General features: G+C 54.6%; 15 protein-coding genes. 7 read left to right on the top strand and 8 right to left on the bottom strand.

Translation table 11 applies throughout. The features are described from left to right. Positions 1–52 precede the first annotated feature (52 nt). Both HXY34_05440 and HXY34_05435 read right to left on the bottom strand, forming a co-directional pair. Positions 53–7291 carry a hypothetical protein gene (locus tag HXY34_05440; protein ID NWF95564.1) on the bottom strand — a complete coding sequence of 2413 codons (7239 nt, stop codon included), beginning with the start codon at positions 7289–7291 and terminating at the stop codon, positions 53–55. Between the two features lie 939 nt (positions 7292–8230). Further along, the gene (locus HXY34_05435) at positions 8231–10912 is read right to left on the bottom strand and encodes a stage II sporulation protein M (GenBank protein ID NWF95563.1); all 2682 of its coding nucleotides are present in this window, start codon (positions 10910–10912) and stop codon (positions 8231–8233) included. Positions 10913–11057: 145 nt separating this feature from the next. Here HXY34_05435 and HXY34_05430 point away from each other — a divergent pair, with 145 nt between their 5' ends. The 3 genes from HXY34_05430 (at position 11058) to HXY34_05420 (ending at position 14361) form a co-directional block, all read left to right on the top strand. Next, positions 11058–11591 (top strand): ferritin, encoded by a 534-nt coding sequence (locus HXY34_05430; GenBank protein NWF95562.1) that lies wholly within the window; start codon positions 11058–11060, stop codon positions 11589–11591. Positions 11592–11876: 285 nt separating this feature from the next. Then, a complete protein-coding gene (locus HXY34_05425; protein ID NWF95561.1) occupies positions 11877–13868 on the top strand; it encodes a DUF4910 domain-containing protein in 1992 nt (663 codons plus the stop codon). A gap of 1 nt (position 13869) precedes the next feature. Further along, entirely contained in the window at positions 13870–14361 is a 492-nt protein-coding gene (locus HXY34_05420) for a pantetheine-phosphate adenylyltransferase (GenBank protein ID NWF95560.1), read from the top strand. Here the strand turns inward: HXY34_05420 and HXY34_05415 are convergent. Beyond that, entirely contained in the window at positions 14355–15611 is a 1257-nt protein-coding gene (locus tag HXY34_05415; protein ID NWF95559.1) for a DUF4445 domain-containing protein, read from the bottom strand. The two genes, HXY34_05420 and HXY34_05415, sit on opposite strands and share 7 nt — an antisense overlap. 27 nt (positions 15612–15638) lie before the next feature. Beyond that, entirely contained in the window at positions 15639–16163 is a 525-nt protein-coding gene (locus HXY34_05410) for a universal stress protein (protein NWF95558.1), read from the bottom strand. A 164-nt stretch (positions 16164–16327) separates the two neighbouring features. Here HXY34_05410 and HXY34_05405 point away from each other — a divergent pair, with 164 nt between their 5' ends. After that, positions 16328–16561 carry a hypothetical protein gene (locus HXY34_05405; GenBank protein NWF95557.1) on the top strand — a complete coding sequence of 78 codons (234 nt, stop codon included), beginning with the start codon at positions 16328–16330 and terminating at the stop codon, positions 16559–16561. Between the two features lie 187 nt (positions 16562–16748). Here the strand turns inward: HXY34_05405 and glyS are convergent, their stop codons facing one another. Then, positions 16749–18266 (bottom strand): glycine--tRNA ligase, encoded by a 1518-nt coding sequence (gene glyS, locus HXY34_05400; protein ID NWF95556.1) that lies wholly within the window; start codon positions 18264–18266, stop codon positions 16749–16751. Positions 18267–18406: 140 nt separating this feature from the next. Here glyS and HXY34_05395 point away from each other — a divergent pair, with 140 nt between their 5' ends. Both HXY34_05395 and HXY34_05390 read left to right on the top strand, forming a co-directional pair. Then, positions 18407–19684, top strand: a complete 1278-nt coding sequence (locus HXY34_05395) for a hydroxymethylglutaryl-CoA reductase, degradative (protein NWF95555.1) — start codon at positions 18407–18409, stop codon at positions 19682–19684. Between the two features lie 119 nt (positions 19685–19803). Further along, positions 19804–20541 carry a hypothetical protein gene (locus HXY34_05390; GenBank protein ID NWF95554.1) on the top strand — a complete coding sequence of 246 codons (738 nt, stop codon included), beginning with the start codon at positions 19804–19806 and terminating at the stop codon, positions 20539–20541. A 6-nt stretch (positions 20542–20547) separates the two neighbouring features. On the opposite strand, the gene HXY34_05385 is transcribed toward HXY34_05390, so the two are convergent. Then, positions 20548–21798, bottom strand: a complete 1251-nt coding sequence (locus HXY34_05385) for a hypothetical protein (GenBank protein NWF95553.1) — start codon at positions 21796–21798, stop codon at positions 20548–20550. 79 nt (positions 21799–21877) lie between these two features. On the opposite strand from HXY34_05385, the gene HXY34_05380 reads away from it, so the two are divergent. Then, positions 21878–23092 carry a hypothetical protein gene (locus HXY34_05380; GenBank protein NWF95552.1) on the top strand — a complete coding sequence of 405 codons (1215 nt, stop codon included), beginning with the start codon at positions 21878–21880 and terminating at the stop codon, positions 23090–23092. Here the strand turns inward: HXY34_05380 and HXY34_05375 are convergent. Continuing rightward, a complete protein-coding gene (locus tag HXY34_05375; GenBank protein NWF95551.1) occupies positions 23085–23540 on the bottom strand; it encodes a hypothetical protein in 456 nt (151 codons plus the stop codon). The genes HXY34_05380 and HXY34_05375 overlap by 8 nt on opposite strands. Before the next feature lie 54 nt (positions 23541–23594). Further along, positions 23595–25208: a hypothetical protein gene (locus tag HXY34_05370; protein ID NWF95550.1), complete on the bottom strand. Its 1614-nt coding sequence runs from the start codon at positions 25206–25208 to the stop codon at positions 23595–23597. Positions 25209–25404 lie beyond the last annotated feature (196 nt).

Genomic DNA, 25404 nt, shown 5'->3' with positions numbered 1-25404 from the left:
AGCAAGAAAGAGAGGAAAAAGGGTGGAGCGGGCTCGCGGCCCGCACCGATTTCTAGTTCTTCTTTCGCAACCGGAGCACTAGTAGAATCGCGACCACTGCGGCGCCGGCACCACCCAGGACAACTATGATGGTCATCTCTGGCAGAGGTGACACCGGAGATGTCGTCGTAGTTCCTGTTGCGTCCTGTACGGTGTAGGACTGCTCAGCCGAGTCGCTGTGTCTGTCCGATGTGTCGTATGCGCGGACATAGTAGGTCACCACAGAGCCATCAGCCTGTGGCGGGATTGTGGCACTGTACACATCTCCCACATGTGTCATCACCACTGCAATCCAGCTGCCCGTCCCCACTTTGTAGTACAGGGTTGCATTCTTGACCGCAACATCATCGGTTATTGTTGCACTCACAACGACAGAGTCCGCAGAAGTGACTGTCGACTTGTCTATGCTCAGGCCGGTTATGACAGGAGCAGTCACATCGTCGTTGACAGTGTAGGAAGTGACCGATGACTCCGACCTCTGCTCCAGATTGTCGAAGGCGACAACATAGCACTCCACGATAGAGCCGTGTGGCTGCGCAGGAATGACTGCAGAGTAGACATCACCGGTGTGGGTCATTGCAAGGCCAGTATAGGGCCCTCCGTTTACCCTGTAGTAGAGGGTTGCATTCAGAATGGACCCCTCATCTAGGATGGTCACCGACACGTTGACGGCCTGCGAAGAGGAGGGCTCCTGTGGGTTCAGGTTTAGCGAACCTATTCCGGGTGGAGTGTCCCCCGATGTCGAGAACCTGTATACACGCTCCGTCGTCGTGAACGAGTTGCCGGCATTGTCAGTCGCCGTTATCGTGTAGAACACGTAGGTGCCCGGCGCTTGGTTGGGAACCGTGTGCTGGTACCGAGCAGTGGACGCATTGTAGCTCATTGCCACGGTGGTGGGGTTACCACTTATCGTGTAGGTCAGCTGTACGGACGCGAGTCCTGAGCCACCAGTATCACCCACAGAGGCACTAACGTACAATGCTTCCTGGCCCGCCGGGTAGACGGTGACTGCACTGACTGCACTCACGGACGGCGCGATGGCGTCCTTGAACGCATATGTGAACTGCGAACTCTGTTTCAGGTTGCCAGCCCTGTCATACGCAAGCACTCTGTAAGCCAGTGTGTATGCAGAACCGCTAGTTCTAGCTACATATGCCTGCCACTTGTCAATCGACGCGTTGTAGCTCATGGAGACCGTCTGCTCCGTGTTAACGAGATAGATGTCAACATGGTCGGTTCCCGAAGCGCCCACATCGATGACCGTGGCACTGATCAGAACATAGCTCTGCTGTGGGCCAATTGACTGACTCCCCACGTTCGAGATCTCGGGTGGTGTGGGGTCGTTGTAGAACGTGTGGTGAATCTCATCGCTGGTTGCTTCGTTGCTGGCATAGTCAACTGCAGCAATCGTGGAGTTGAAGGTGTATGGAGTGGTCCCCTGCATCTCCACATATCCGACCCATGCCTGAATGTCTCCGCGATACGTCAGCGAGACATTGCTGCCAAGGTCATCCAGATTCACAATGCGAACGCTTGCCAGACCCGATCCACCTGTGTCGGTCACAGTCACAGTGTAGTAGAGCCGCTCCTTTCCATTGACGAAGAGCACCTCTGTCTCGACGTTGCTTATCGACGGAGCTGTATTGTCTGTGACGCCTTGTCCCGAGACATAGCTGATGAAGACCGGATCAACAGACACTGCATAGCCGTCCCACCACTTGAAGTTGACAAGGGTGTAGAACTGACTGGATGAGATGTCAAAAGAGGTCGCAGTGATACCGCTGTCCGATATGTAGGCAGCCTCGAATACACTGAGCGGAACAGTCTGGGAGTTCACCCGCGTGTAGGTCGCACTTCTGTTCTTGGACCAGACATAGGGTGAGTCACCCATGTTCATCGAGCCGTAGCTGGACAACCCGGTCGATAGTGTGAAGTTCTCAGACGCGACGGTCTCGTTGTTGAACAACGGATTGCCGAGGTCGTCTGTGTACTGAGGCAGGATTGGTTCACCGGTCTCCGAATAGAGCTCGACGTCGGTGAAGAATGCCAGTCCGAGAGACCTGTTGGTCAGGAGGCTGCGCCCACCGGGTGCGTCGACCATCCAGTCACCAACAGTCATGTTGAACTTCACAGACGCCGTGTTGTCCGGTTCGCTCACCTCGCCTGTGAATGACACCCCGATGCCGAAACTGCTGACTTCAGTCAGTGTCGGCCGCTCATCAAATGTTGCGAAGTTGCTGCCAGTCTGCTGCTGCGCGTACCAGTCCCAGTAAGAGCGGTCTCCGAAGGGAAACGCAGCACCAGTCACATTGGTGAATGTGACCCCAAAGGGCACGGCGGCGTCGAGCGACCACATAATGTCACCGGACAGAGAACCGTTCGGGGTGATAAATGACACATCGTCCACGCTCACAGGAAGCCAGTAGTGTGTGACCTCTGAACTCTCAATGTTCATCGGGTCTATGTCTGTGTAGTTGTTGCGGTTGGTGTCATTCCACGCAAACGCTCCCGCGTACTGATATGAGACGGTCACAGACACAGCTGTCGCATTTGGCAGCTCCGTCACGTAGTGTTCAGAGAGCTCCCACCAGATCCAGCTCCACTCCTGCGACTCACTGGCGGCCCAGTCCCAACCCTCCTCAGCGGCCTGCTGCCTGAGGTCATCGGAAGTGAAGTTCCTGCTGAGAAAAGCAATGTCCCAGTAGCCGGGTCTTGGCATACCTTGGCTGTCATAGATTGTGTCAGTGACCTGCGTCCACTCTGCAGGAGTGAGTGGCTCTCCAGTGTCTGCTCTCCGCCAGTAGAAGTTGTCTGCCCAGTCGTAGCTCCAATTGACCGTTCGGAGGCCTGTGTATGAGTCCACATAGACCTCGTCGCCAGACACAGTGGAGTTGGGCTCCCACTTGATGTGCACTCGGAGGTACTCTTCATCCACCCTGTATGTGTCCGTGCTCTCGTAAGAGTGGAGCACATAGTACTGGTCATCAGTCGTGCCGAGGTCTCCGTCAAGGTCAAGCGCTCCAGTGGACAAGTCTATTGCCCAAGACTGGATACCCCAGAGACCGAACTTGGGGACGCCGACAACTATCGTCCACTGACTGCGAATGACCGTCACTGGCAGAGGAACATAGTCCATCTTCATTCCGTATCCCCAGAAAGTGAACAGTCTGTGGATCATCTCCCAATTGCCAGTGAAGTTGGTTGGGCCCGCATGAAAGACCGGAATGTGATACGTGTAGTTGACTTCCGTCATCTCGTTGGCATACATGGGCATCACCTCATACACGACGCTGGAATTGGTAACGTCATACAACAGTGTTGGGTACTCGAGATTCGGACTTGGGATGTTGAACTCAATCCAAGACTGGCCTGAGAAGTCCCACCGACTTACCAACATGTATGACTGGCACTCTCTGAGTACTCCTTCGACTTCGAAGTAGTAGACAGAACCAATGTCAATGATGGTGACTTGCACGATGCGAGTGGTGTAGGTGTCTTCGAGACTCCAACTGACGACGTCTCCATCGAGGTCCCATGTGTATAACCACTCCAGGTCATACATGCCTCTGACGGGGTCATAGACCTCATACGCGTTCACGTATGGATACGATGTGTACACACTGGTGCCGTTCGTGAAGGTTAGATTGTAGAAGTACCCTCGCACGCTTGTGAGTTCGCCTGTGGTATCATTGAGGGCCAACACCCACCCATCCCTTGTCCTGGCCTCGTAGTGACCTGAGGAGCCATTGTAGACCAGAAAGTCAGCACTGTACGTGTCATCGTAGTAGCCGCTCGTCAACTCAAGGAAGCCATCAATGACAAACTCGTAGGTCTGGGCATCACGATGCCCGTAAGCCAGTCTCCATCCGGCAAAGTCGAGGGACGGGAAGTGTTGGGTCCCATTGCCCGTGGTCACCCATGGGAAGTCCCATTCGTAGGTCGGACTCCACGGACTGTTCGGGTTCAGTCCAAAGAGCGTGAGGTTATAGATGACACCCTCGACGTCTGCATGATAGAACTGATACCAGTAGTCAAGACCCTCTGTCGCATTGAAGTAGTGGTAACTGCCCGCTTGCCATGTTGGACGGTAGTGACCATTGATGTGTACTTGGAGCGCCACCGGGGTCACATACTCTAGGTCTTCGGGCCCATAGAGCACAGCACCGGGATACGGTAGCTCATCCTTCACTCCCCTGATGTCAGTATATGCAAAGTAGTAGGCAAGTGCTTCAGGTGCGATGACCGCCTTGCCTCCATGCTCTCCTCTATAGATGTCGACTGGCCAGAGTCCGTCGAGGAACCAGTACGTACTGCCGTCAGTGGAGTTGAAGTAGAAGTAGCCCTCGAAATCGATATCGGGCGCATAACCGTACCACACATCTACCGGCGCATTGGTACCATTGACATAGAATGTATAGTGGTCACCCATCCAAACGGGGTCCACAGCCCAGTAGACGGAGATGGAAGCATTCAGCAGCGAGTAACGTCCAATCTTCGCAACGGGGACAGTGCCAAGTGGGGTAGCTCCGAAGCCTGCCCAATAGGCGTCAGGTTCTATCAGCACCGTTCCGTTCGCCAGCATCAGCCTCTGTAGACCCGGCATATAGGGCACCCCCCAAGGTGCGTCGTGAAGCGCTAGGAACCACTCTCCGGACTGCACGGTGATATTGTATATCTCGGACTCGTGTCCTTCAAGAACGTCTATGCGTGTACCGTTATCCAATACGTAGTACCGCACCCAATTGCCTGTATAACCTCCAGTCCACGGGTCGTACGCAGTGGGGTCCCACTCCTCGTAGATGAAACGCTCATAGACAAGACCATCCGGATACTGCTCCACGAACTTTCTCACAGTGTGATTCGTGCCACCGATGGATATGTAGGCACTCCAGTCTGCATGGTAAAGCTCGTCTGTGTCATTGTTCCGCATTGTATGCCCGCGATACGGCCGTTCTGCATATAGGCGATCCGGGCCATCCTGGTAGCTGTATACCAAGTCGTACTTCCAACCCAAGAGCTCATGGTACCCCCAACCAGACTCGTAGTCAATCACCATCTGAAGGTCGCCATAGAAGAACTGCCAGTCCCAACTGGTCTCAGGCATCGACTGGGTAACAGTCACATCAAATGCGACTCGAAGGTCATTGCCAACCAACTCGTAGGTGAGGTTCCCAGCCTCAGCAAATGTCACTGGCATCACGGTCTCAGGAGCGAATCTGTACAGAGGTATGTCAGTCCAAGTGCCCGACGTAAAGTTCCACCACTTCTCATGCCAGCCATATCCGGTGATCTCTACAAGTTGCCAGTCCCAGAAGCCGTCGAAGACCTCAATGTACTGCCACTCCCAGTATGTGCCATATTCATAGGACACCCTCCTCGTAGTGTTGTAGGTCTTCACTTCGAACTGACCTGCAGGTGAAGCACGAATCCACAGCTCCACGGACTCTTCTTGTGACCAGTCACCGAAGGCGTCAGTCCCCCATTCATGCTCATAGGAGCTAAGCACGAACGCCACACCATCAATCTCACCGGCCACATCGGCGCCGCCTTGGAGTCGCGCGCGCACTGTGAAGGTGTCACCTCTGTCAACTGCGAATAACCAGTTGGATCGATACTCTTCCTCTTTCCGAGTCAACTCAACAACGGAAACAGGACTCTCTACGGCGAGTACCCTCAGCATCTGATCCATTGCGATGTCACTCTCATCTGCAAATGGCAGGCTTGCGAAGGGTATCAGTCGCTTGTCGTCTTCTGTCAGGACTTGGACATCCATATGCATTGCTTGCCAACTAGCACCGCCGGTGGGCAACATGTCTTCACTGACGTGTCCTCTGAAGACCACGTAGTCGTGCCCATCAGCATAGTAGTGTATGCTTGAGGTTGTGTTAAGAATGAACGACAGCGGCAGGTTAGGGTGCGCGTCTAGGCCTTCGACAACCCACTTGTAACCATCAACCATGTATCCGTACATCGTCGAGAAGGAGTTGTTCTCGAACCAGTAAACCAGAGCGACATAGCCAGGGGTCCAGACATCCACATATTGCCCGAGGTCGTCATCCCAGACAGAGTACGTTGTTCCCGAATCGATGTACACCGGATGCGTCTCCCAATGAAGGCCATATCGGACTTCAACAGTATCGACCACCAGAGACGCGTTCCAGACATAGGTGCCCGCGCTCACGTCAAACACCCATCCGCCGGTTCGTTGAATGTGCTCTTGGTAGGGACCTTCGACCAACTCCTCTCGGAGGACCTGCCACGGCAGCTCGAAGAAGACAGTCGCATTGTCGAGGTTAAAACCTCCAATTCGAAGTGTCACATTGAAGTCAACGCCCCGAGTCGCCGAGTAGACCGTGTTGCCGTCATCATCAAGGCGGCTCAACTCGTAGTAACCACCAGTGGCTTCGGCCAAGACCTCGTGGAGCGTCATGCCCACGGTCCTTGCGCTCTCTTCTGTGGCTATGCTCTCGGCCAGTGGATTCAGGTTGCTGTCTAGTGCCATTGCTCCAAAGCTGAAGACCCCTCGTGGTGAGCTTTCGTTCAGCTTGAACCGAAAGCTTGTCCAGACATCATCTGGACCAATGTAGTACTGACTGGCAGTCTTGTCCTGCTCAAGGAAGGGGTTGACTGCAGGACCGAACTCATCCTCAAAGCTCCAGTCTGGGGGCAGGTCAGTCGCCTCGACAGGACTCTCCTTGAAACCACCGGACTCGATAGGCTCTGCCCATGTCGCATTCCATGAGGAGTAGAACTCCCAGCGGTTCTGGGGCACAATATACACCGCAATCATGGCGATGGTATTTGATGAGAATTCCCCAGTCGCCATCTCTGTCACGTTGAAGTATGTGCCCATGACACCGACTGCGTATGGCAGCTGCCCTCGCAGAGAGGCCTTTGGAGTCTGTACCTCCAAGTCGAACCAACCGTCAATCACTAGCGTATCCATGACTGTTATGGAAGCCCCTGTGGTGGCATTCTTGATCTGCCATCTTATCGCGGGGCCAAACTGCCAGTCCTGGAACGCGTAAGAGTCGCTGTAAGACTCGCTTCTTGTTCCCTGTTCCCAGACAACATGCGTGTAGTTGTAAGGATAATCTGCTCGCATGCTCGGTCCAGTCGGTGGCCCCAACACCGTGACAGGAGCAAGAGATTCAGCCCCGCTCGGTATTGTCGGGACGACTGGCAGAATCATCAGCAGAGTGAGTAGTAGACATGGGAGTACTAGAGGAGTGCTGCTTGTTCTCAACCTCAAGAAGGGTCACCTCTGAGCGGATGCCCATCAGTCGCTGACTGTCTCGCACTGCTAAGGAGTGTGTCACAACAGTTGGCAGTCCACAAGCGCGAAACCTTCATCGGTGATGGCCATTAACAATAGAGTCATATCCGTTGGAAACGTTATAAGCTTACTTCATGGTGAATTCCATGTGCGGAAGTTGTGGTTGGACAGTATGGAAATGACTTCAAGCCGGCAAGCATGACGCTTGCTTTCGATCTGAATGAGAGGATCACAGCATGCACGGACAAGAGCAGTGTTTCTTGAAGCCACCTGCAGATGCCGCTTATGGTGTCGCCACGACGTTTCAGCTAGACGAGTCATGGCAGTCGTTGGTGTTCCGGACCTATCACATCACCTTCAGTCTTGTCAGGCGCTGTTGACGCCTCGATTGTCTGCACCGACACCTCAATCGATCCAGATACTGCCGTCCGGTACAGCCCCTCTTCATGCTGTATCACTCATAGACCGGATGTTGTCGCAATGCCATCAATCATGAACCTGCAGCTAGAAGCAGAGATGGACGAGTCACGGTCATTGTAACAGGCCATATCACTTCGAACGAGTCTAATACAGCCTACTCGGCTTACGCGAATACCACTACCGGATCAATTCTCAGATCATAGAGTGTGCATTGGCATTCATTGGCCACCGAATGTCATCTCCTAGATGCAATCGTGGTCAGCATCCGGTTCTCAACGGGTTGGCAATAGCCGTCCAGAAGCTGGACACTCGCGGAGATAGCACACGAGTATGCTTATCCCGGTGCAGAGATACCTAAACTGAGGTCAACTCACCACCAAGGCGGACCTCGAAGAATTACTCCAATATGGTCTCCTTACGGTGGCAAGACTCCTGCATCCAACTGTGTCTGTTAGACAACTGACAGTCTTCCCTCAGATGGGAAGCACGGACGACTCACAGGAATCCGTACTCCACCATCTGAGACACCAGAGGAGTCACATAGGCCTCAATCATCGCCCCGATGAACAGGAAGAACGCTATCAGGATGAACGTCCTCCAGAGTCGGGCATCAGTCAACAGAGACCTTGTCTTCGACGGAATGGCGTCCCATTCTTCTCTTGTCACTGATGGACCCAGCTCCCTTGCTATTGTGAGCGAGGCTGCCGCGGCGAACAGGAATGCAGGTATCTCGATGACACCGTGAGGGAGTATGCTTGCGAGATACGAGAGGCCATTACCATACATGAATGCGAGTGTGCCGATGCCGGCCACCCAGAGAGCTGTTGACAGCACCTCCGCAATCGCCACAGACATGAGACTCACTCGGATGTACGTGAGTAAGAAGTCCTCATCATCATGGGTCTTGTCCCTCTCAAGCACTCTCATCGCAGGTGCGAGTACGAAGGGAAGCACAATCAGAGCTATGAGTGTGAACTGGTCATCATAGACAAGGTATTCCGTCACGAAGAGAGTGGCAAGTGGTGGGAACCACCAGCCTCCACTGTTTAGACCAGCAACTCTCCGGACCAGCAGTACCAATAGACAAGCACCAAAGAGGACACTGTACACTCTCAGTGCATGGTATCCCAAGACCGCTTGTGGCGATACCCACGGCTGCGGTCCGAAGGGGTTCGGGTATAGCATCGTCAGAACTATGGCGATTATCCCACAGTAGACTATCATCACAATACCAAGTAGTGCAACAGTCCTCTCCGATTGGGTCTTCTGCTTCACCGCAACAACCCAGAGTATCAGTGTCCAAAAGACCGGGCCTATGACCAGCATCAAGAGAGTCCGGATCAAGTTGTGTTCCATCAGAAGCAGTGGCATAACTCCCGGCATTGCAAGGGCCGCCTCTAGACCATCGGGCAGGCCTATTTCGGCAATGAGCGATTCTATTAGATGGATCAGCACCACGGGTGCCACTAGGAAGGACAGGCATATCACGCCGGCGGCTGCCACTGCAAGTCCCACGACAAACATCGTCACGACATGTCGGACATCCTCGGCGCAGACGCTTAGCAGCGGTCGGAGTGTCACTCCGCACTTGACCTGCCATCGCTTGCGATACTCAAGGTAGTACATGACAAATATCGCAGAGGATAGCCATATCGGCACATTCACTAGGAACTGGAACGCGTACCTCGATAGGAGGAGATCTTCCGTTGCGACATACACAAGCCACCGCACTCTGTAGAATGAGGTGCCCTCGAATACGACTTCGTTGACCGCAGGCCCGAGTATGTAGTCCAGGTTCGGAAACACAAAGTAGGGGATTATGCTGACTAGAGCCGCAGCGACGACCCCGAAGGACACAACACTACCGCCGGTTCGGCTTCGCACATAGTGACCAACGACTCCGGTGAATATCATGAAGGCCATTGGAATCGAAAACACTAGCATGACGAAGTTCAACGGCACTATCAGCTGTGCATTCGTGGCAGCGGTCTCTAGCAGCTTCTCAACATCAGTTGTTATCAAGCCGGGTCTGAATACGTAGCCGACTCCGATGCTGTATGCAGTGAACAGTGTCACACCCGCGATAGCACCTAGGAAGCCAAGGGTGGCAACACCACCCGTAGTCAGAGAGCCCGCCAGACTGACCGCCCTTGCTCGCAGATGCAGTTGGGTCATGCGCGCTTTGAAGCCGTACAGCCACTCGAAGAGGCTCTTATACATGATGACCGCGAACTTCTCGGCCAGTGGGAGCACGATGATTGCAAATAGAATGGGCGGAGCGGCCTGAGTCACACCCAGCACGTAGTAATCGACGAGCTTGTTCAGGGCATCAGCACTCTGTGGCGCGAAGACCGCCCTATGGATATCCTGACCGATGAAGAACAGTGTGAGCAGGATGTTGAACCTAAAGAACCAACCAAGAACCCCCCTCATCATCTCTCCGCCCACGTCTCGGTCTCCCAGTCTGAGCCCAGCAGCCTTTGCCAAGCGGTTGGACGACGGATACCCGAAACGGTACATCCATGTCAGGAGGACAAAGACACCAGATGCATAAGCTGATGCGGTGGTGACACCTGAAACGTAGTCCTGGTAGGAGCCGATGTAGGCGGGTATTGATGGCAGCAGAGTTGCTAGCCCGATGATGAGGTAGTCTCTCCAAGAGTCTCTCCATACGTGTGACTGCACTGCCGGGTCCAACGGATGTTCAGGAAGGCCTTCGAATCTCAGGTTACTAAGCCTATCTCTGAACCCACTGAATCCGTCACTCTCGGGGGTCTTGCCAGTGATCCGACGAATCAGGTTTGCAAAACGCATCTTCAGTGGGTCCTGAAACGCCATCTTCACTCCAAGCACGAACATACCAAACAGCACTGCAATAAATGACACCATCACCCATGTCAGTAGCTCTTGCAATGCGTACATGAACTGGAAGACGAAGTCGGTCAGGAGAACCGATGCCAGTGTCGATGAATCGACTTGTGGATTGAAGCCACTCACGACGAGAGCAGCGCGAGCCATCAACATTAGAAAGAAGGTCACAGTCTTGATGTACATCAGAAGCAGAAATGCCTCGATGTAGCGATTTCTCTGATGCCTCAGTCCGATGAGATAGACCAACGTGACTACGATAGGCGGAATGAATTCAATAATTACAGTGAGTGTGTTCAGCTCGGCCACAAGACAACACCTCTGTGCGCGTCATCGACTAGGTGAAGTCGTGTACAAAAAGGTTCGTCGCACATACGGCAGTGCCACACCAAAGCGCTTAAATATAGTTAATCACCTCTTACGGTTAACTCTCACAAGAAACCCAACGGAGGAAATGAATCTGGAGATATCTAAAGAGCTGGTCGATGCAATAAACGACCAGATCAACTTTGAGCTGTATAGTGGTTACATATACCTCTCGATGGCAACTTGGTTTGAAAGCAGAAACCTGAGAGGGATGGCACACTGGATGGAGGTCCAGGCTGACGAGGAATACAACCATGCCATCAGATTCCATCGACACGTCACGGAAAGGGGAGGCAGGACCCTGCTGAAGGAGATTCGGACACCAAGAACAGAATGGGGTTCACCTCTGGAGGTCTTCGAGGACGCACTCAACCATGAGAGGACCGTGACTGAGCGCATATACAAGATAGGCGAGATTGCCGAGCGGCTGGGCGACAGGGCCACACAGTCATTCCTCCGCTGGTTCTACAACGAACAAGTGGAGGAAGAGAAGAACGCGACAGAGAACCGGGACCTGATCAAGATGGCAAAGGACTCGATTCCTGCTCTGTTGCACATAGACGCCAGACTTGGGGGACGAAAGCCTGCCGGGCCAGCACCTTCTGAGTCTAACAAGGACTAGAACTGATGCCACTATGTGTAGACTGACCGGAGGGGGTCATCAAGCCCTCCGGGTCTTCCTTATTGATTCCTGATGCCTGTAGTGTCTGCACAAGTTGCGGCATTCTAGTCGTGTATGCAGCACCATGTCCGGACTGAAGCACGCTGATTGCGGATTCTTGTGATGAACAGCTCACCTCTGAGTCTGAATCCGGTGTCATGTGATGTGAGCAGCTAGACTCCCATGTCAGACATCTTGTGAAAGATACTTATGGAGGATGGACTGCCATCCGGGGGAGTGTGACAAATGCTCCCTTCAAACGTCAGGACCGCTATTGCGGACACAGTCTCTGGTGTTAGAGCCCTCGACTATGTGATTGACCTGTCTCGTTTTCACCGAATACAGGCTAGTCCGGGAATCCACCAGGCAATCCTGTGCATCAAGGACCAAATTGAGAGGGTTTCAGAAGCTCAGGTCACCATCCACCAGTACACAGCCACAGGCGAGGGGTCTATCTCCACTTGGGACTCCCTATATGCCTGGTATCCGAAGACTGGAACGCTACAACTGATAGAACCTGAGAGTCGCAGACTGGCTGACTTCCAGACAGAGCCCATATCGCTGGCCGCTCACTCGGTGTCTGCAGATATAGAGGCCGACGTAGTGTACGTTGGAAAGGGACTGACTCGGGAGGACTACACGAACAAGGATGTTCGGGGCAAGATAGTGCTCACTGAGAGCCGCGCCTCACTCGTTCACAAGATAGCATGCATAGAGATGGGCGCAGCAGGGATTCTGACATATGTCCCACCGTCAGGAGTTGATGAGATTGCCAGCCTGCGAAGGTATGAGGCGCTCTGGCCCGACCCGGGAGAAGCCAGCAGGACCGGATTCGGTTTTGCGCTCCGTCAGGCCGATGGCGTGAAGATCCAGAAGATGCTGGCGGAAGGAAAGAGGGTCCGAGTCAGAGCAACTGTTGACGCAGAGCTAAAGTCGGGACCTGAGGAGGTCCTCTCCGCGGTCATACCCGGAAAGGACTCCTCAAAGGAGGTCTGGCTCATGGCTCACATATGCCATCCACACCCCGGCGCAAATGACAATGCTTCAGGTGCAGGAGCAATCATGGAGGTTCTGAGGGTTGTTACGCGGCTCATCGCAGAAGGACAGCTTGAGACCCCACAATACTCCATCCGGTTTGTCTGGGTGCCGGAGTGGCATGGCACTATCAGGCTGATACATGGCGATAGAGAGTTGGTCAATCGGGCACTTGCAGTCATCAACGTGGACATGGTGGGAGCAGACCCTGCAAAGGCCGGCTCCACACTCAAACTGTATCGCACACCACATTCCCTGCCCAGTACACTGAACAATGTGCTGGACTATTGGCTGCGCACAGAGTCGGCGACACAGAGAGACCCAGCTATGGGCGGCACCATGTGTCCGCTGCCCTACGAGTACCACGCATACAGTGCGGGTTCAGACCACTTCATGTTCACTGACTCCACGCTGTCAATTCCAGCCGTCATGCTGAATCAGGATCCGGACAGATTCTACCACACGTCCTGCGACAGCACCGACAAGCTGGACGTTCGACAGATGGCCTATGTGTCCCGTGCACTTGTCCTGTCAGCCGTCACGCTCGCCTATCCGGCACTAGTGTGCAAGGAGAGTCTGCTCACAGCAACCAGGAATGAGATGATTGAACTGATGACAAGGGTTGGGATGGAGGGCGTCGACGAGCTCTCCAGCTGCAAGGACGACCCGGAGAAGCTGTATCCCAAATACATGAGGTGGCTCGGATATGCCTATGAACTCGGCAGAAAGACCCTGGAGAGAGCCATTCAGGAGTGGCCGCTCATCACAGTCCAGAGGGCTCTTGCAAACGCACTCAGAGCCAGCCTGGAGATGGCCTACACCTCGGAGATGATGGTCCTGCGCAAAGCATACGAGGGCGCGTGTGTGGGCAGCGGACTGGAGCCCAAGGAAGAGGGACAAATCAAGATTGACCCAAGCGCGTTCCAGATGGAAGTGCGTCGAAAGGTCCAATATGCACTGAGGCCCTCTTATATTATGAAGGCAAGACCCGAGTCCCGGAGCAGGTATCTGACGCTCCTCCAGAAGGACCAGCACTTTATGAGTCGGGTTGACGAACTGCTCAATCTCTCTGCGGAATGGAGGTCACTGACCGAGGTCTGGGACCGCATATGCTTCCAGTTCGGGTACACCGATCCCAGCACACTGTCCAAGATTGTGGATGACATGAGAGAACTTGGCTTAATTGAAACGCGGGATGTGTGAGTTGTCATCAAAAACTGAACGACCCTACAAGATGGTCGTCTTTGCCGGCACCTTTGACCACCTTCACGAGGGCCACAGACACCTGCTACGAACAGCTCTGGCACTAGGAGACACGGTGGGAATCGGAATCACAAAGGACGTGATGCTCGAAGGCAAGAGCGACCGTCACAAGATGCAGTCCTTCAGTGAGAGACTGGAGGCCCTGAACCAGTTCCTCAGCGCTGAGGGCGCCAACCACAGATGTCAGATATTCCCGATTGATACGCCCGAGGGTGGGGCGGACCGGATGCAGGGTCTTGAGGCCCTCGTGGTCTCTGACGAGTTGAGTGTTGTTGAGAACGCCTTCCGAATCAATGAACTCAGGCGCAGAAACAGACTCAGGCCGTTCCACATAGTTGTCGTGCCTCGTGTCAGGACATCAGACGGACGCCCACTGTCTTCATCTCGGCGCAGGGCAGGGGAGGACTTTGACCCCACAGACCTCGTCTACTGAATCCTGTCGAATCGCCTCAACGCGGAGACCATCTCGTCGAACAGCATGTCGTCCATGAGACACACATATCTCGCCCTTGCTACAATCTCCTCGGCCTCGCGGCGAAGACCTGATTCCGTCAGGATCATCTCTGCCCCGCGTAGTGCGGCATTCTCCACCTGGACTGTGACTGCATCTTTCATGTGGGGGAGCAGCCCAATGCGGTAGGCAGCGTCAAGGTCAAGCTGCAATCCGAACGCACCAGTCAGGAGTACCCTGGCGACCTGAGAGAGCTGTGTCTCTGACACGTCTAGGACTCTCAGGACTGCAGCGGCGATTGCAGCCTTGGACAGCTGCAGCATTCTGATGTCCGGCTGCGTGATGTAGACCCCATGTTGCTGCGACTCCACCACTGCATAACGTACTATCCCGCCGACAACACTCACTCTTGGAGACGAGGACCGTACAATCGACCCCTCAGCATTCATGATGCCATGCAGGCGCAGCTCGCCAAGCAGCGAAACAGCTCCGGTGCCACATAGCCCTTGAGGAAGACCGCCGTCAATCGTGTCCACGAGGGGGGGAGAGCTTGCTGACGGAATCCTCACCCGCCATATCGCTCCGACAGTTGCAGGCATACCGCACTCCATCGCCATCCCCTCGAAGGCTGGACCTGAGGCAGCAGACGCTGTCCATACGCAATCGTCTCTGCACACAGAGACCTCCGTGTTCGTTCCTATGTCGACAACCAGCAGCGGTACCCTGTCATCTCTATTCAATGCATACAGGAGGACACAGACTGCATCGGAACCAACAAATGACTCAATGCACGGAGGAGAGTACCACGTCACGTCTGGAAATCCCGGGATGGTGGGGTCACCTGCGCCTTGAAGTATGGCGCCACGGTCACCCAGTGTGTAGGGAGGCCGGGTCAGCTCGTCGAGTGTCCGTCCGAAGAAGATGCCCCGAGTGACACTGTTCCCTGCAACTACAGCACTCTTCACCTTGCGGAGGTCGGTCGCACCAGAAGAACACGCATGCCTCGTGGCGAGCACAACTGCCTGAGTGAGGCGCTGCCTCAGCCGCTGCGACTCTGGCTCGCTGGACACATAAGAACGCAGCATTGAGACGACCTCGGGGCCCTCCGATAGGAGCGGATTGCTCACGACTGCGCTACCGACCTGCTCTCCTGAGTCAAGACTCAACACGCTCACATTGATACTCGAAGAGCCAAGGTCGACTGCAATCCCAAGTTCGCCGCCCGGAGTCAAACAGCTGACCTCAGCATTCGAACCAGACTATCTTACGACCATCACCGGACAACTCGCCTGTCGGATGACCCTGTCACTGGTGGAGCCAACGAAGAGCCTCTTGATACCGCCAATTCCGCGTGTGCCCATCACAATCAGGTCCACACTCTTTGCCTGAGCGACTTCGATTATCTGGGCAGCGGCATCGCCGTAACTGATCAAGTCCACAGCCTCGCATCCGTTGTCACGAGCCACTCTCTTTGCCCTTGCCAATACGTCCTCTCCCACCTTCTGCAGAGCTAGAAACGGCTGGTCGGTCACTGCATCGCCGTACGGGGTCGCGTTCACTAGCATCGCCACCACATAGAGCAGATAGACCTCAGCTGACAGGGGCCCTGCGATTGCGCACGCATACTTCACCGCCTTGTCGGAATACTCCGAACCGTCCACTGCTGCAAGGATTCTCTTTATCTGGACTCTTGATTGGCTCTCGCTCACTATGGCATTCCTGATACCCGGATGACTGCTCACTATTTCTCTCTTTCTACAGTAACTTGAGCGCTCTGGATTCATGTCACCATCTCTGCGTTCGTCGCGCATACCGTGCCCTTGCCATAGAGCGTGTCCAAGCCCGCACTCAGACAGCGGTCCAATCCATGCTCAGCTCTGTAATGCCAGATGCGTTTAATACTACATTTCGCAAATGACTCACTAGGCCAATATACGGAGGCATCGTATTGAGAATCACTGGCACACAGTACACCATAGAAAAGAAGACCGAGGAAATCGAGATTAAGAGTGCAGGCAAGACCACAGACAAGATTCCCTTCAAGGGAAAGAGCATTGACGACATCACCGAAGAGATCCACGGTGCCCTGAGGCGCAAGGGCGTTACAGTCCAGAAGGCGTCGATCATGGATGCGCTGCAAGAGCTCTTTCCCGGCGCCAGGAAGCACGGACCTCTCTCTTAGGCACCGTTCATTCTTAGCTGGACAGAGTTGGACACAGGAGTCTTGTCACTCCCAGGATACGGCACTGGGGTCACTCCTCGAGGTCTCATGATGTGTCGAGCCGACCTCGAGCTCTCCGTTCCCGCACGGAGTCATACATGCACCACGCAGCGATGTCCAAGACCGTCCAACTTCTGGGCAGCTGCTGCTAACCCTGACTCTTCAGCGACTCGAAGCTCACTCTACCAGAGACCAGCCTTCTGAGTGTGCTCAGAAGGTCATCGGTCCGTATCCGCACCTGTTCCATCGAGTCGCGGTCACGCACAGTGACAGTGGCGTCATCAATGGTCTGATAGTCGACGGTGACACAGTAAGGCGTGCCTATCTCGTCTTGTCTCCTGTACCTGCGGCCGATTGAGCCGCTCGTGTCATAGTAGCTGATCAGACCTGACTCCGACACATCACCGTGTATTCGACTGGCAGGACCAGTGAGCTCCTCCTTGTCCATCAGTGGGAAGACCGCGACCTGCACGGGGGCTATAGGGGGCGGAAACCTCAACCAAGTCCGCTCGGGGTCCTCGTCGTACGCATTGTCAATCTGGCAGAACATAGGACGCTCCACTCCAAATGCTATCTCAAGTACATTGGGTACAGTGTCCTTGCCATCCACCTTGGTGGTCATCTTCTCCTTGCTGAACTCCTGGTGACGCCCCAGGTCATAGTTTCCTCTGTCATGCACGCCACAGCACTCGACCCAACCGAAGCTCCGGGTCAGGACTTCGATGTCCCACGCGTCTGCTGCATAGTGAGCTCTCTCGCTTGGAAGATGTTGTCTTAGACGGAGGTGCTCAGGCGAGAAGCCCATACTGCGGAATATGCTGTAGGCGAGGTGGACACACCATGCATAGGCTGGGGTCTGAAAGTGGCCCTTCTTCAACGCATCCTTCATCTTGATTGAGTCCACCTTGTCGCTCTTCTTCTCCTGTGTGGTGTATGGGAGAAGAGGCAACTGCTCATTCTCAATCGACTCGAACTTAGGCCACTGCACCTCGTCAGGGTCCTGAAGGAAGATCTGCCCTTCTACCTGTGTGAACTCCCTGAGCCGCAGCATTCCCTGTCTGGGTGATATCTCGTTCCGGTACGCCTTTCCAATCTGGAAGACCATGGCTGGCAGTCTGTCCCTGAAGAATGTCAACAGCCGCTTGAAGAGAAGATAGGTTGTAGTTGCAGTCTCGGGTCGCATGTACGCATCCTGACCGAGTCCGAGCTTTGTGCGAAGCATCAGATTGTACCTGCGGACCGCTCCAAGTTCGGACTTGCAAGAGGGACACCTTATGTCCAGTTCCCGTATCTTCGCCGTGAGTTCGTCAATGGAGAGACCCCTGATATTGGCTGTTGGGGCTTGCTCCTCAATCAGGTTGTCAGCCCGGTAGGCCTGGCCACACTTTGTACACTCTGTGACAGGGTCAACAAAACCATCCTCATGACCCGATGCCTTCCAGACCACCGCTGGAGACACGGTGGGACACTCGACTTCCCAAAACCCTGCCTTGACAAAGGAGGCCCTGATGACGTTCTCCAGTCTGTTCTTCAGGAGCTTGCCAAGGGGACCAAGGTCATAGAGACCCGCACTGCCGCCATATATCTCTGGAGACGGCCCCCAGAAGAATCCTCTCTTCTTACAGAGGCCGTATATGGTCTCACTGAAGTCCTGCTCTGAAGGCATAACCGAATCACCACCTCGCCTGTCGAGGCGGACTTAAACCTATGGTCACGACTCGTCCTGCACTGTCGTTTTGCGCAGTCCACATCCCGCACCCATCAGTCTTATTAGAGGTGCACGGATGTAGGCTCAGTTGATGAAACATGGTCAGGGACTCGAGACTGTCAGGATTCTACAAGCTGGAGCGAGAAGAACGCATTCGGATGCTCAAGGAAGCCACTGGAGTGACGGAAGAGGACATCGGTCCGCTCACTGACCCCGGCAAGGTGGACATGTCCATACTCGACCACATGATAGAGAATGTCGTCGGTGCAATGCCTCTGCCGCTAGGTATCGCGACTAACTTCCTGATAGATGGCAAGGACTACCTGGTCCCAATGGCAATCGAAGAACCATCTGTTGTCGCTGCAGCCAGCAATGCCGCAAGGATTGCCAGAGTGCATGGAGGATTCACCGCCACGGACACGGGACCAGTGATGATAGCTCAGATACAGGCGGTCAGCGTCCCTGCGCCATTTGAGGCGAAGCTCAGGGTCCTCGAGGCAAAGGAAGAACTGCTCAGGATGGCGAACGATAAGGACCCGATTCTTGTCAAGTTTGGAGGAGGAGCAAAGGACCTGCGTGTCCGAGTGATTGACTCGTCGGTCGGGCCGATGGTGATCTCCGAACTGATAGTAGACACACGCGATGCGATGGGGGCCAATGCGGTCAACACAATGGCGGAAGCACTTGCACCAAGGATACAGGAGCTGACCCGCGGCAGAGTCCTTCTGCGAATACTGTCCAACTTGGCTGACCTAAGACTCGTGCGAGCACGGGCCAAGTTCGACAGGGAGTTGCTCGGCGGGGACGATGTGGTTGACGGTATCATCGCCGCTTGGGCCTTTGCGGAGGCGGACCCCTACCGTTGTGCCACGCATAACAAGGGAATAATGAACGGCATCGATGCAGTTGTCATAGCGACTGGAAACGACTTCAGGGCAATAGAAGCAGGTGGACACAGCTATGCCTCGGTCGGAGGATATCACTCACTCACGAAATATGAGAGAGACACGGACGGAAATCTCATTGGGTCCATCGAGATACCGATGGCAGTAGGCCTTGTTGGTGGAGCCACCAAGATTCATCCTGTCGCCAGAGCATGTGTAAAGATACTCGGTGTGAGGACCGCGTCTGAGCTCGGGCATGTCATCGCCAGCGTCGGTCTGGCACAGAACCTGGCCGCACTGAGAGCGCTTGCCGCTGAGGGCATCCAGAAGGGGCACATGGCACTGCATGCTCGCAACGTTGCCACCACCGCTGGTGCAAGAGGCGAGATGATTGACCTTGTCGCGGAGATGATGGTCAAGGAAGGGGTGGTCAAAGTGGAACGCGCCAAGGAGATCCTAGACGAGCTGGCAAGGTCTGGCAGGTCCAAGTGACCTTGCGAATAATCGAATCCGGTCTGTCGGCATAAGGTATTTGTGCAACACAGGCATAAGTAGGCTGTCAGATGATAGGTCTAGCGCCTAGAGTGTGTGCTCTGAAGAGGTAGAGAGTAATGGAACACGAATGCAGTCAGTGGGAACGGCTCGCTGGCGAGTTTGCAGAGAGTGACAAGTTCTATCAGGCTGCCAACCAGTACAAACAGGCAGCTGCGTGTTATCTGGACAAAGTAGTGGAGATGACCAGAAAGGCAGCGGAAAACTATCACATCTTTGCAGAGGCAAGTGCGGAGTCTGATGACCACAAGACTGCGGCCACGGCCTACTTCGAGGCAGCCACACAATACAAACAGGTGAGTGAGTTCGACACTGCGCTCACACTCTTCGAGAACTCTGCAGACCAAGCCCTTGAAGCGGGACTCACCGAGACTGCCGCACAGGCCTACCTCTGGGCCGCCTACTCATGTCACAAGCTTAACAACTCGGACTACTTCTTGACCTGTGCAGAGAACATGGCAAAGCTGTACAGTCAGGCTGCGGACAAGGCGTTAGAAGAGGGAAAGGCGGAACGTGCAATGATCGACCTGTCTCTGGCAGCCATAGGCCTTTCCACGATTCAGATGAGCGCAGATGCACGAGAGCGGATTGAGAAGGCAAAGAGGATTGTAGACAAGACTCGCTGGGAGTGGCTACCGGTCCTTCTCTCGTTCAGTGAGGCCCTTGCGGACAACAGACTCGACGATGCGGAGGACCTCCTGAAATCGTTCAATGCTGAAGAGACCATCAGAGAGGTCATGGGTGCTTGCTTGAACATACTTGAGGAGAGAGAGAGAGCACAGAAGAGGAAAGCGTAGTCATCACTAGACAACTTGGATCTCCGCTGAGACCTTTGTGTCCACTACTCCTGAGTCATCACGGACCCAGACCGTTAACCGCTCATTCCCTGCTGCAACGCCCTTCACGAAGAACTGGATTCTCATCTTCTCCCCAACACCAAGGGACTGGATGACCTTCTCCGATGTACCAACGGACATTGCCAGTCCCGGAGTCATCATCAACGAAACAGTCAGACTCGCCGCGGGTCCGTTTCCGCTGTTCGACAGAGTGACATCAAATACCATCTCATCGTTCAGATTGCTCTTCAGGCGCGCGGGGGAGATATCGACCGACAACTTGGCTGGAGCGTCGGCGATAGTGAACCTGATGACGTTGGACTGCTTGTTGACCAGGACCCTCTCGCCCTCCAGAGTTATGCTGAATGGACCCACCTGTCCCTCTCCACTGAGGACAGGAAGCACACCAATCAGCCATGAGTCCTCGGGTGTGGGCTCTTTCGTCAGGAATGGCTCGCTGGTCAGCTTTAGCCCATTCGACAGAGCATACTTGTGCGCGACCACTCTCACTGGCACTGGACAACGATACCTGAACTCAAACTCAAGAGGAGTCTTTACCATGGCTCTCTCTGCTTTGGGACCAGCCCACTCCAGAGAGACCTCCGTCTTCAGTGCCAGTCGGACTGATGTGGTGACGAAGTCAATCAGCGGCGCCTCCGAGTCCCTCGGTCTGAATCTGTCAAGCGCAGACTGCAGCTCACTCTCTGTCAGGGTCGCCCCCTCGCAGAGTATCCGCACGCAGACCTCAGCGAGCTCATGTACACCTCGATCTGAGGACTTCGGACCGGTAGACCGCTTCTCACCCTTTCTGCAGATGTTCGTGGCCGTGTCAAAGCTTCTGGCCGCAAGGCTTGAGAAGACAGCCATTGACAAGGCACGCGACGACTCCTGCGTGTTCTTCTGTCTGAAGTAGTGGTCCGAGGCTTCAGAGTAGAGACCGCTCGCCTCCTCGAACCGGCCCTCCCCAACCAGTACTTCTGCTGCCCGGATCTTCATCTCCGCCGCTCGTGTGTGGTCATCCCGTTCAAGGGCACAGTATGCTGCCTCACGGAAGTATTTGATTGCAAAGTCCGCCTGGTCTGCGTCCTTGAACATCTGCGCTGCCCGTTCATACTCGGCGGACGCGTAGTCTGCGTAACCGTGCTCAAGCTCGTCTAGAGCCTTCTCGATGTGCTTCTTGGCCTGTTCGACCGGGTCTCGTTTGAGGAACTTGAACAAGCGGCTTCACTCCAGTTTCCGACAAGTTAGAATAGGACAAAGTCAGCGTGTTTTATCGCTTTCGGCCAAGGTGAGCTCCATGTCACTACCGCCCTACTGGACAAGTCCTCTCGAGAGTCGTTTTGAGGTGACCATCTCCGGTTCAGAGAGGGCTGACCGACAGTATCAGGTTCAGATTCTGGAAGCAGTAGTGAGACCTGAGGGTGGTGGGCAGGCAGGAGACAGGGGTGTCCTCGTCATTGGAACTCGCAACATTCCGTTTGTGAACACGGTGGACTCCGACGGGAAGGTCTGCCTCGTCACCGAGGAGGACGTACCTGCTGGAACGAGGTGGTTGCTTGAGATAGACATGGGTTGGAGGCGAGCAATGATGCGCAACCACAGTAGCGAACACCTCTTTGTGGCCTCTCTGAAGAGGATTCGGCCTCAGGTGAGACTTGGATACATATGGATTGATGGAGAACATGGGACAGTAGATGTGTCAGCTCCAGGACTGACAGTCGAGGATGTCATCAAGGCCGAAGGTATGGTGCAGAACCTGATTCTTGAGGACATCCAGACGAGCACGGCTGTGGTTGCTCCCGGAGAGGTGCGTAGCGATGTAAGAGCAAGGGAGGGAGTCACACAGAAACATGATCGTATCCGAGTGGTGTCTTTTGGCGACTTTGACAGTTCGGCATGCTCAGGCACTCACGTCCTCCACACCGGAGACATAGGCCACTTCAAGGTTGTAGATGTAAGTGAAGACGGAGGCAGCCTGCGAGTCGAGTTTGTGACGGGCGCAAGGGCAATCGCAGAGACCTCGCGTCTCTTCAACACGGTCCTCATCCGTCGGCACACCCACCCCATCGAGTACGCCCAGCTGGGTCCTGTGCTCGACAAGGCCAAGACCCTCAGTGAGCAGTATGCGCTTCTGCTGGACAAGTGTCAGGAGATGCTGGTCCGGTCACTGCACTTCGAACCAGTAGGAGGGGTCATGTTTGCACACGAGTGTCTGCCCGGGTTCGAGCCGGGGAGACTCCGGCACCTCGTAGACCGCATACCCATCGAAGGCCCGTATCTACTCCTACTATTCATACCCGGGGTCAAGTCCAGTATCATCGCGATTGGCAATGAGCTGCCAGTTCCAGCAGCGGAGATAATGAAAGAGATTGTGGTCACCTCAGGGGGGAAGGGCGGCGGCGGAGAGGTCTTCACGGGCGGGTTCGTCAACGTGACGGACCCGACGGCACTCTATGACAGAATCATCAGACTCGCTAGAGACAGACTGGTCGAGCTGGCCAGAGTCAGCTGAGCCCGTGCTTGGGGGCAATCTCGGCCCAGAATCTCTTCACCGCCCAAGGCACTGCGAAGAACTCCTCTCTGAAGCCGTCGAAGTTGAGACCCTGTGTCATCATCTCTTGAGAAGTGCCAATGATGCCTCTCTCCTGGTCCAAGTCGAAGCAGACCTCCGGATACTTCAAGTTGGCGGTGAGAAGGTCCATGAGTACCTGAGCGAGCTTCTCCTGAGGAATCATTTCGAGGGGATACACATCCGCCCGTATCTGAACCCACTTGCCGAAAGGCTTGACCGTGACCACATATCTGAATGTGTCCTTCTGCTCCATGTCCGAGGGGCTTACGGGTCTTGCATCCTTCCTCTCTGTGAACAGAAGCTGAAACGCACCTGCCTTCTCATCCCAAGTGTACTTCATCTTCATGAGGGAAAGGTAGTCCTCTATCTGTGACTTCACTTCGGCCATTGTTCTCTCGACTTCTCTCACTGCGTAGTTGCTTAAAACTGCTGCCGGAGAGTCTCAAGTACCTCTGTACGCAGTCAAGTCCCAGTCAATGTGCCAGACTGACATTGTGTCCCGCCCCGAGATCACGTTGTCTGTCAGATGGACTGTGTAGAGCTTCTCATATCCGCCTTCAAGTCGGTAGGCCCAGTACTGAAAGAGCTCGTCAAAGAACACAAAGTAGTCACAGCCATGGTCTCTGAGATACCTGATCTTCTGGTCATCAGTCATGTTGCCGTGGAGTATGTCCGGGCTCACCAGACCCGCAAGGTCTATGACCGATCTCCCAGAGATGAATCTGAGTGCTCCTGCATCATGTATGGCAAGGACTGCGTCGGCAGGAGTGTTATCTTTCAGCCAGTATCCTATGTGTACTTGCTGCTCGTTTATGTTCTTCACGGAGTTGCCGTAGAGGTCCGCCTGAAACGAGTACTCAGGCAGAATGGGGACTATCAGGAGCAGTACTGTCATTGCGACGACCACGGCATCTCGCTCCCGGTTGTATGCCGCATGCTTCCACAACCTACCAACCGCCAGTGTGAGAGCAATGACTGCGGAAACCATCATGAGCGTGAAGATGGGTACCAGATATCGGGAGTTGTTTATGAGTGCGTGAAATGGTGTGGTCAGGGCATAGAGGATGAAGAGGAGAATCGCATAGAGCCACACATGCGGTCTGCCCTTGATGACTAGAGCGGGTCCCGAGATGAAGCCAAGGATGAGAAAGGGCATGGTGCAAAACCAAAAGAGCCACCATGAGGCCCAGAGCTCGTACTCGGCTGGCATCACTACATGCGCCTTGGCATAGACCGTGTCGGGTAGAGGAAGTCCTGTGACATGCAGACAGTGAAGTATCCAAGGCGCAGCCACCGCAAGTGCAAGGAACGGGATTGCAAGGAGCGTCACGAGTCGCCTCGTGCTGAGCTGGCGCGTCTTGAAGACGGCGATGACTCTGAGAGGGAAGAGTACCATCAACAGGACCCCTTCTGGTCGCGATAGGTATGCCAGTCCCAGAACCACACCGAGGGGAATGTCGTATTTCGGCTCGTTCTTGTGCAGGAGAAGCAGCCCCAACAGAACAGTTGTCATGAAGAGAGGAGTCTCCATCCCGGAGAGCATTAGCCATGTGTTCTTCGGTACAAGGACATAGGTCAGAATCGAGAGGGACGCAAAGAGAGTCCTGCGAGTGTGTTCATACACAATGAGACCGACCAGCAGTGAAGTGGCGCAGTAGAAGGATGTGGCGATGGCTAGCGTGCCAACTACGATGGCTGAAGGGTCATACGTGACCAAGAAGAGTGCCGAGAGGATCAGGGACCACAGCGGCGAGGTTGATCCGGTCGAGGGATAACCGGGCGAGTATTCGAAGGGAATGCCATCGTAGATTGTGCGAGCGTAGTTCAGGTGTATCCATGAGTCATCCAGTGCAAAGCCCGGAGCAGTCCACTTCATCATTGTGAGAAGGTAGTGTGCAGAGGATGAGAGAGTCACCACAATAGCACACAGGAGGAGAAAGCCGTTGCGACCATTCCTCTGTTGCAATGCGATGAGACTGACACGTAGCCGTGACACCATTGCATGCAACATCATGGCAGGGGATGTCTGCTGCTCCAGACATGTCTGGTCTTCCAAGTCGTCCTCTCCTTGGCCTCGTCATTCGGACTGCAGCGTGGCGAATATTACTCTTGCTCCACTTCGTACCGCAGCCTCTGTGACCAGTCTGCATGTGCGGGCGCTTTGTGAGGACTGACGATAGTCTGCGACGATGACAACGACAAGGATTCACAGACCACCGAATAGTCTCGGCCATCTCTCTCCCAGCCCCCAT

The sequence above is a fragment of the Candidatus Thorarchaeota archaeon genome (assembly GCA_013388835.1).
Classification (GTDB): domain Archaea; phylum Asgardarchaeota; class Thorarchaeia; order Thorarchaeales; family Thorarchaeaceae; genus JACAEL01.
The sequence above is the reverse complement of the archived record's forward strand: the minus strand, read 5'-3'. Positions and strand labels throughout refer to the sequence as shown.

What these genes read in the sequence shown, in the direction of transcription:
- HXY34_05395 (NWF95555.1), top strand. Translation starts at nt 18,407, where the DNA reads ATGGTCAGGGACTCGAGACTGTCAGGATTCTACAAGCTGGAGCGAGAA.
- HXY34_05425 (NWF95561.1), top strand. Translation starts at nt 11,877, where the DNA reads ATGCTCCCTTCAAACGTCAGGACCGCTATTGCGGACACAGTCTCTGGT.
- HXY34_05375 (NWF95551.1), bottom strand. Translation starts at nt 23,540, where the DNA reads ATGGCCGAAGTGAAGTCACAGATAGAGGACTACCTTTCCCTCATGAAG.
- HXY34_05410 (NWF95558.1), bottom strand. Translation starts at nt 16,163, where the DNA reads ATGAATCCAGAGCGCTCAAGTTACTGTAGAAAGAGAGAAATAGTGAGC.
- HXY34_05430 (NWF95562.1), top strand. Translation starts at nt 11,058, where the DNA reads ATGAATCTGGAGATATCTAAAGAGCTGGTCGATGCAATAAACGACCAG.
- HXY34_05390 (NWF95554.1), top strand. Translation starts at nt 19,804, where the DNA reads ATGGAACACGAATGCAGTCAGTGGGAACGGCTCGCTGGCGAGTTTGCA.
- HXY34_05380 (NWF95552.1), top strand. Translation starts at nt 21,878, where the DNA reads ATGTCACTACCGCCCTACTGGACAAGTCCTCTCGAGAGTCGTTTTGAG.
- glyS (NWF95556.1), bottom strand. Translation starts at nt 18,266, where the DNA reads ATGCCTTCAGAGCAGGACTTCAGTGAGACCATATACGGCCTCTGTAAG.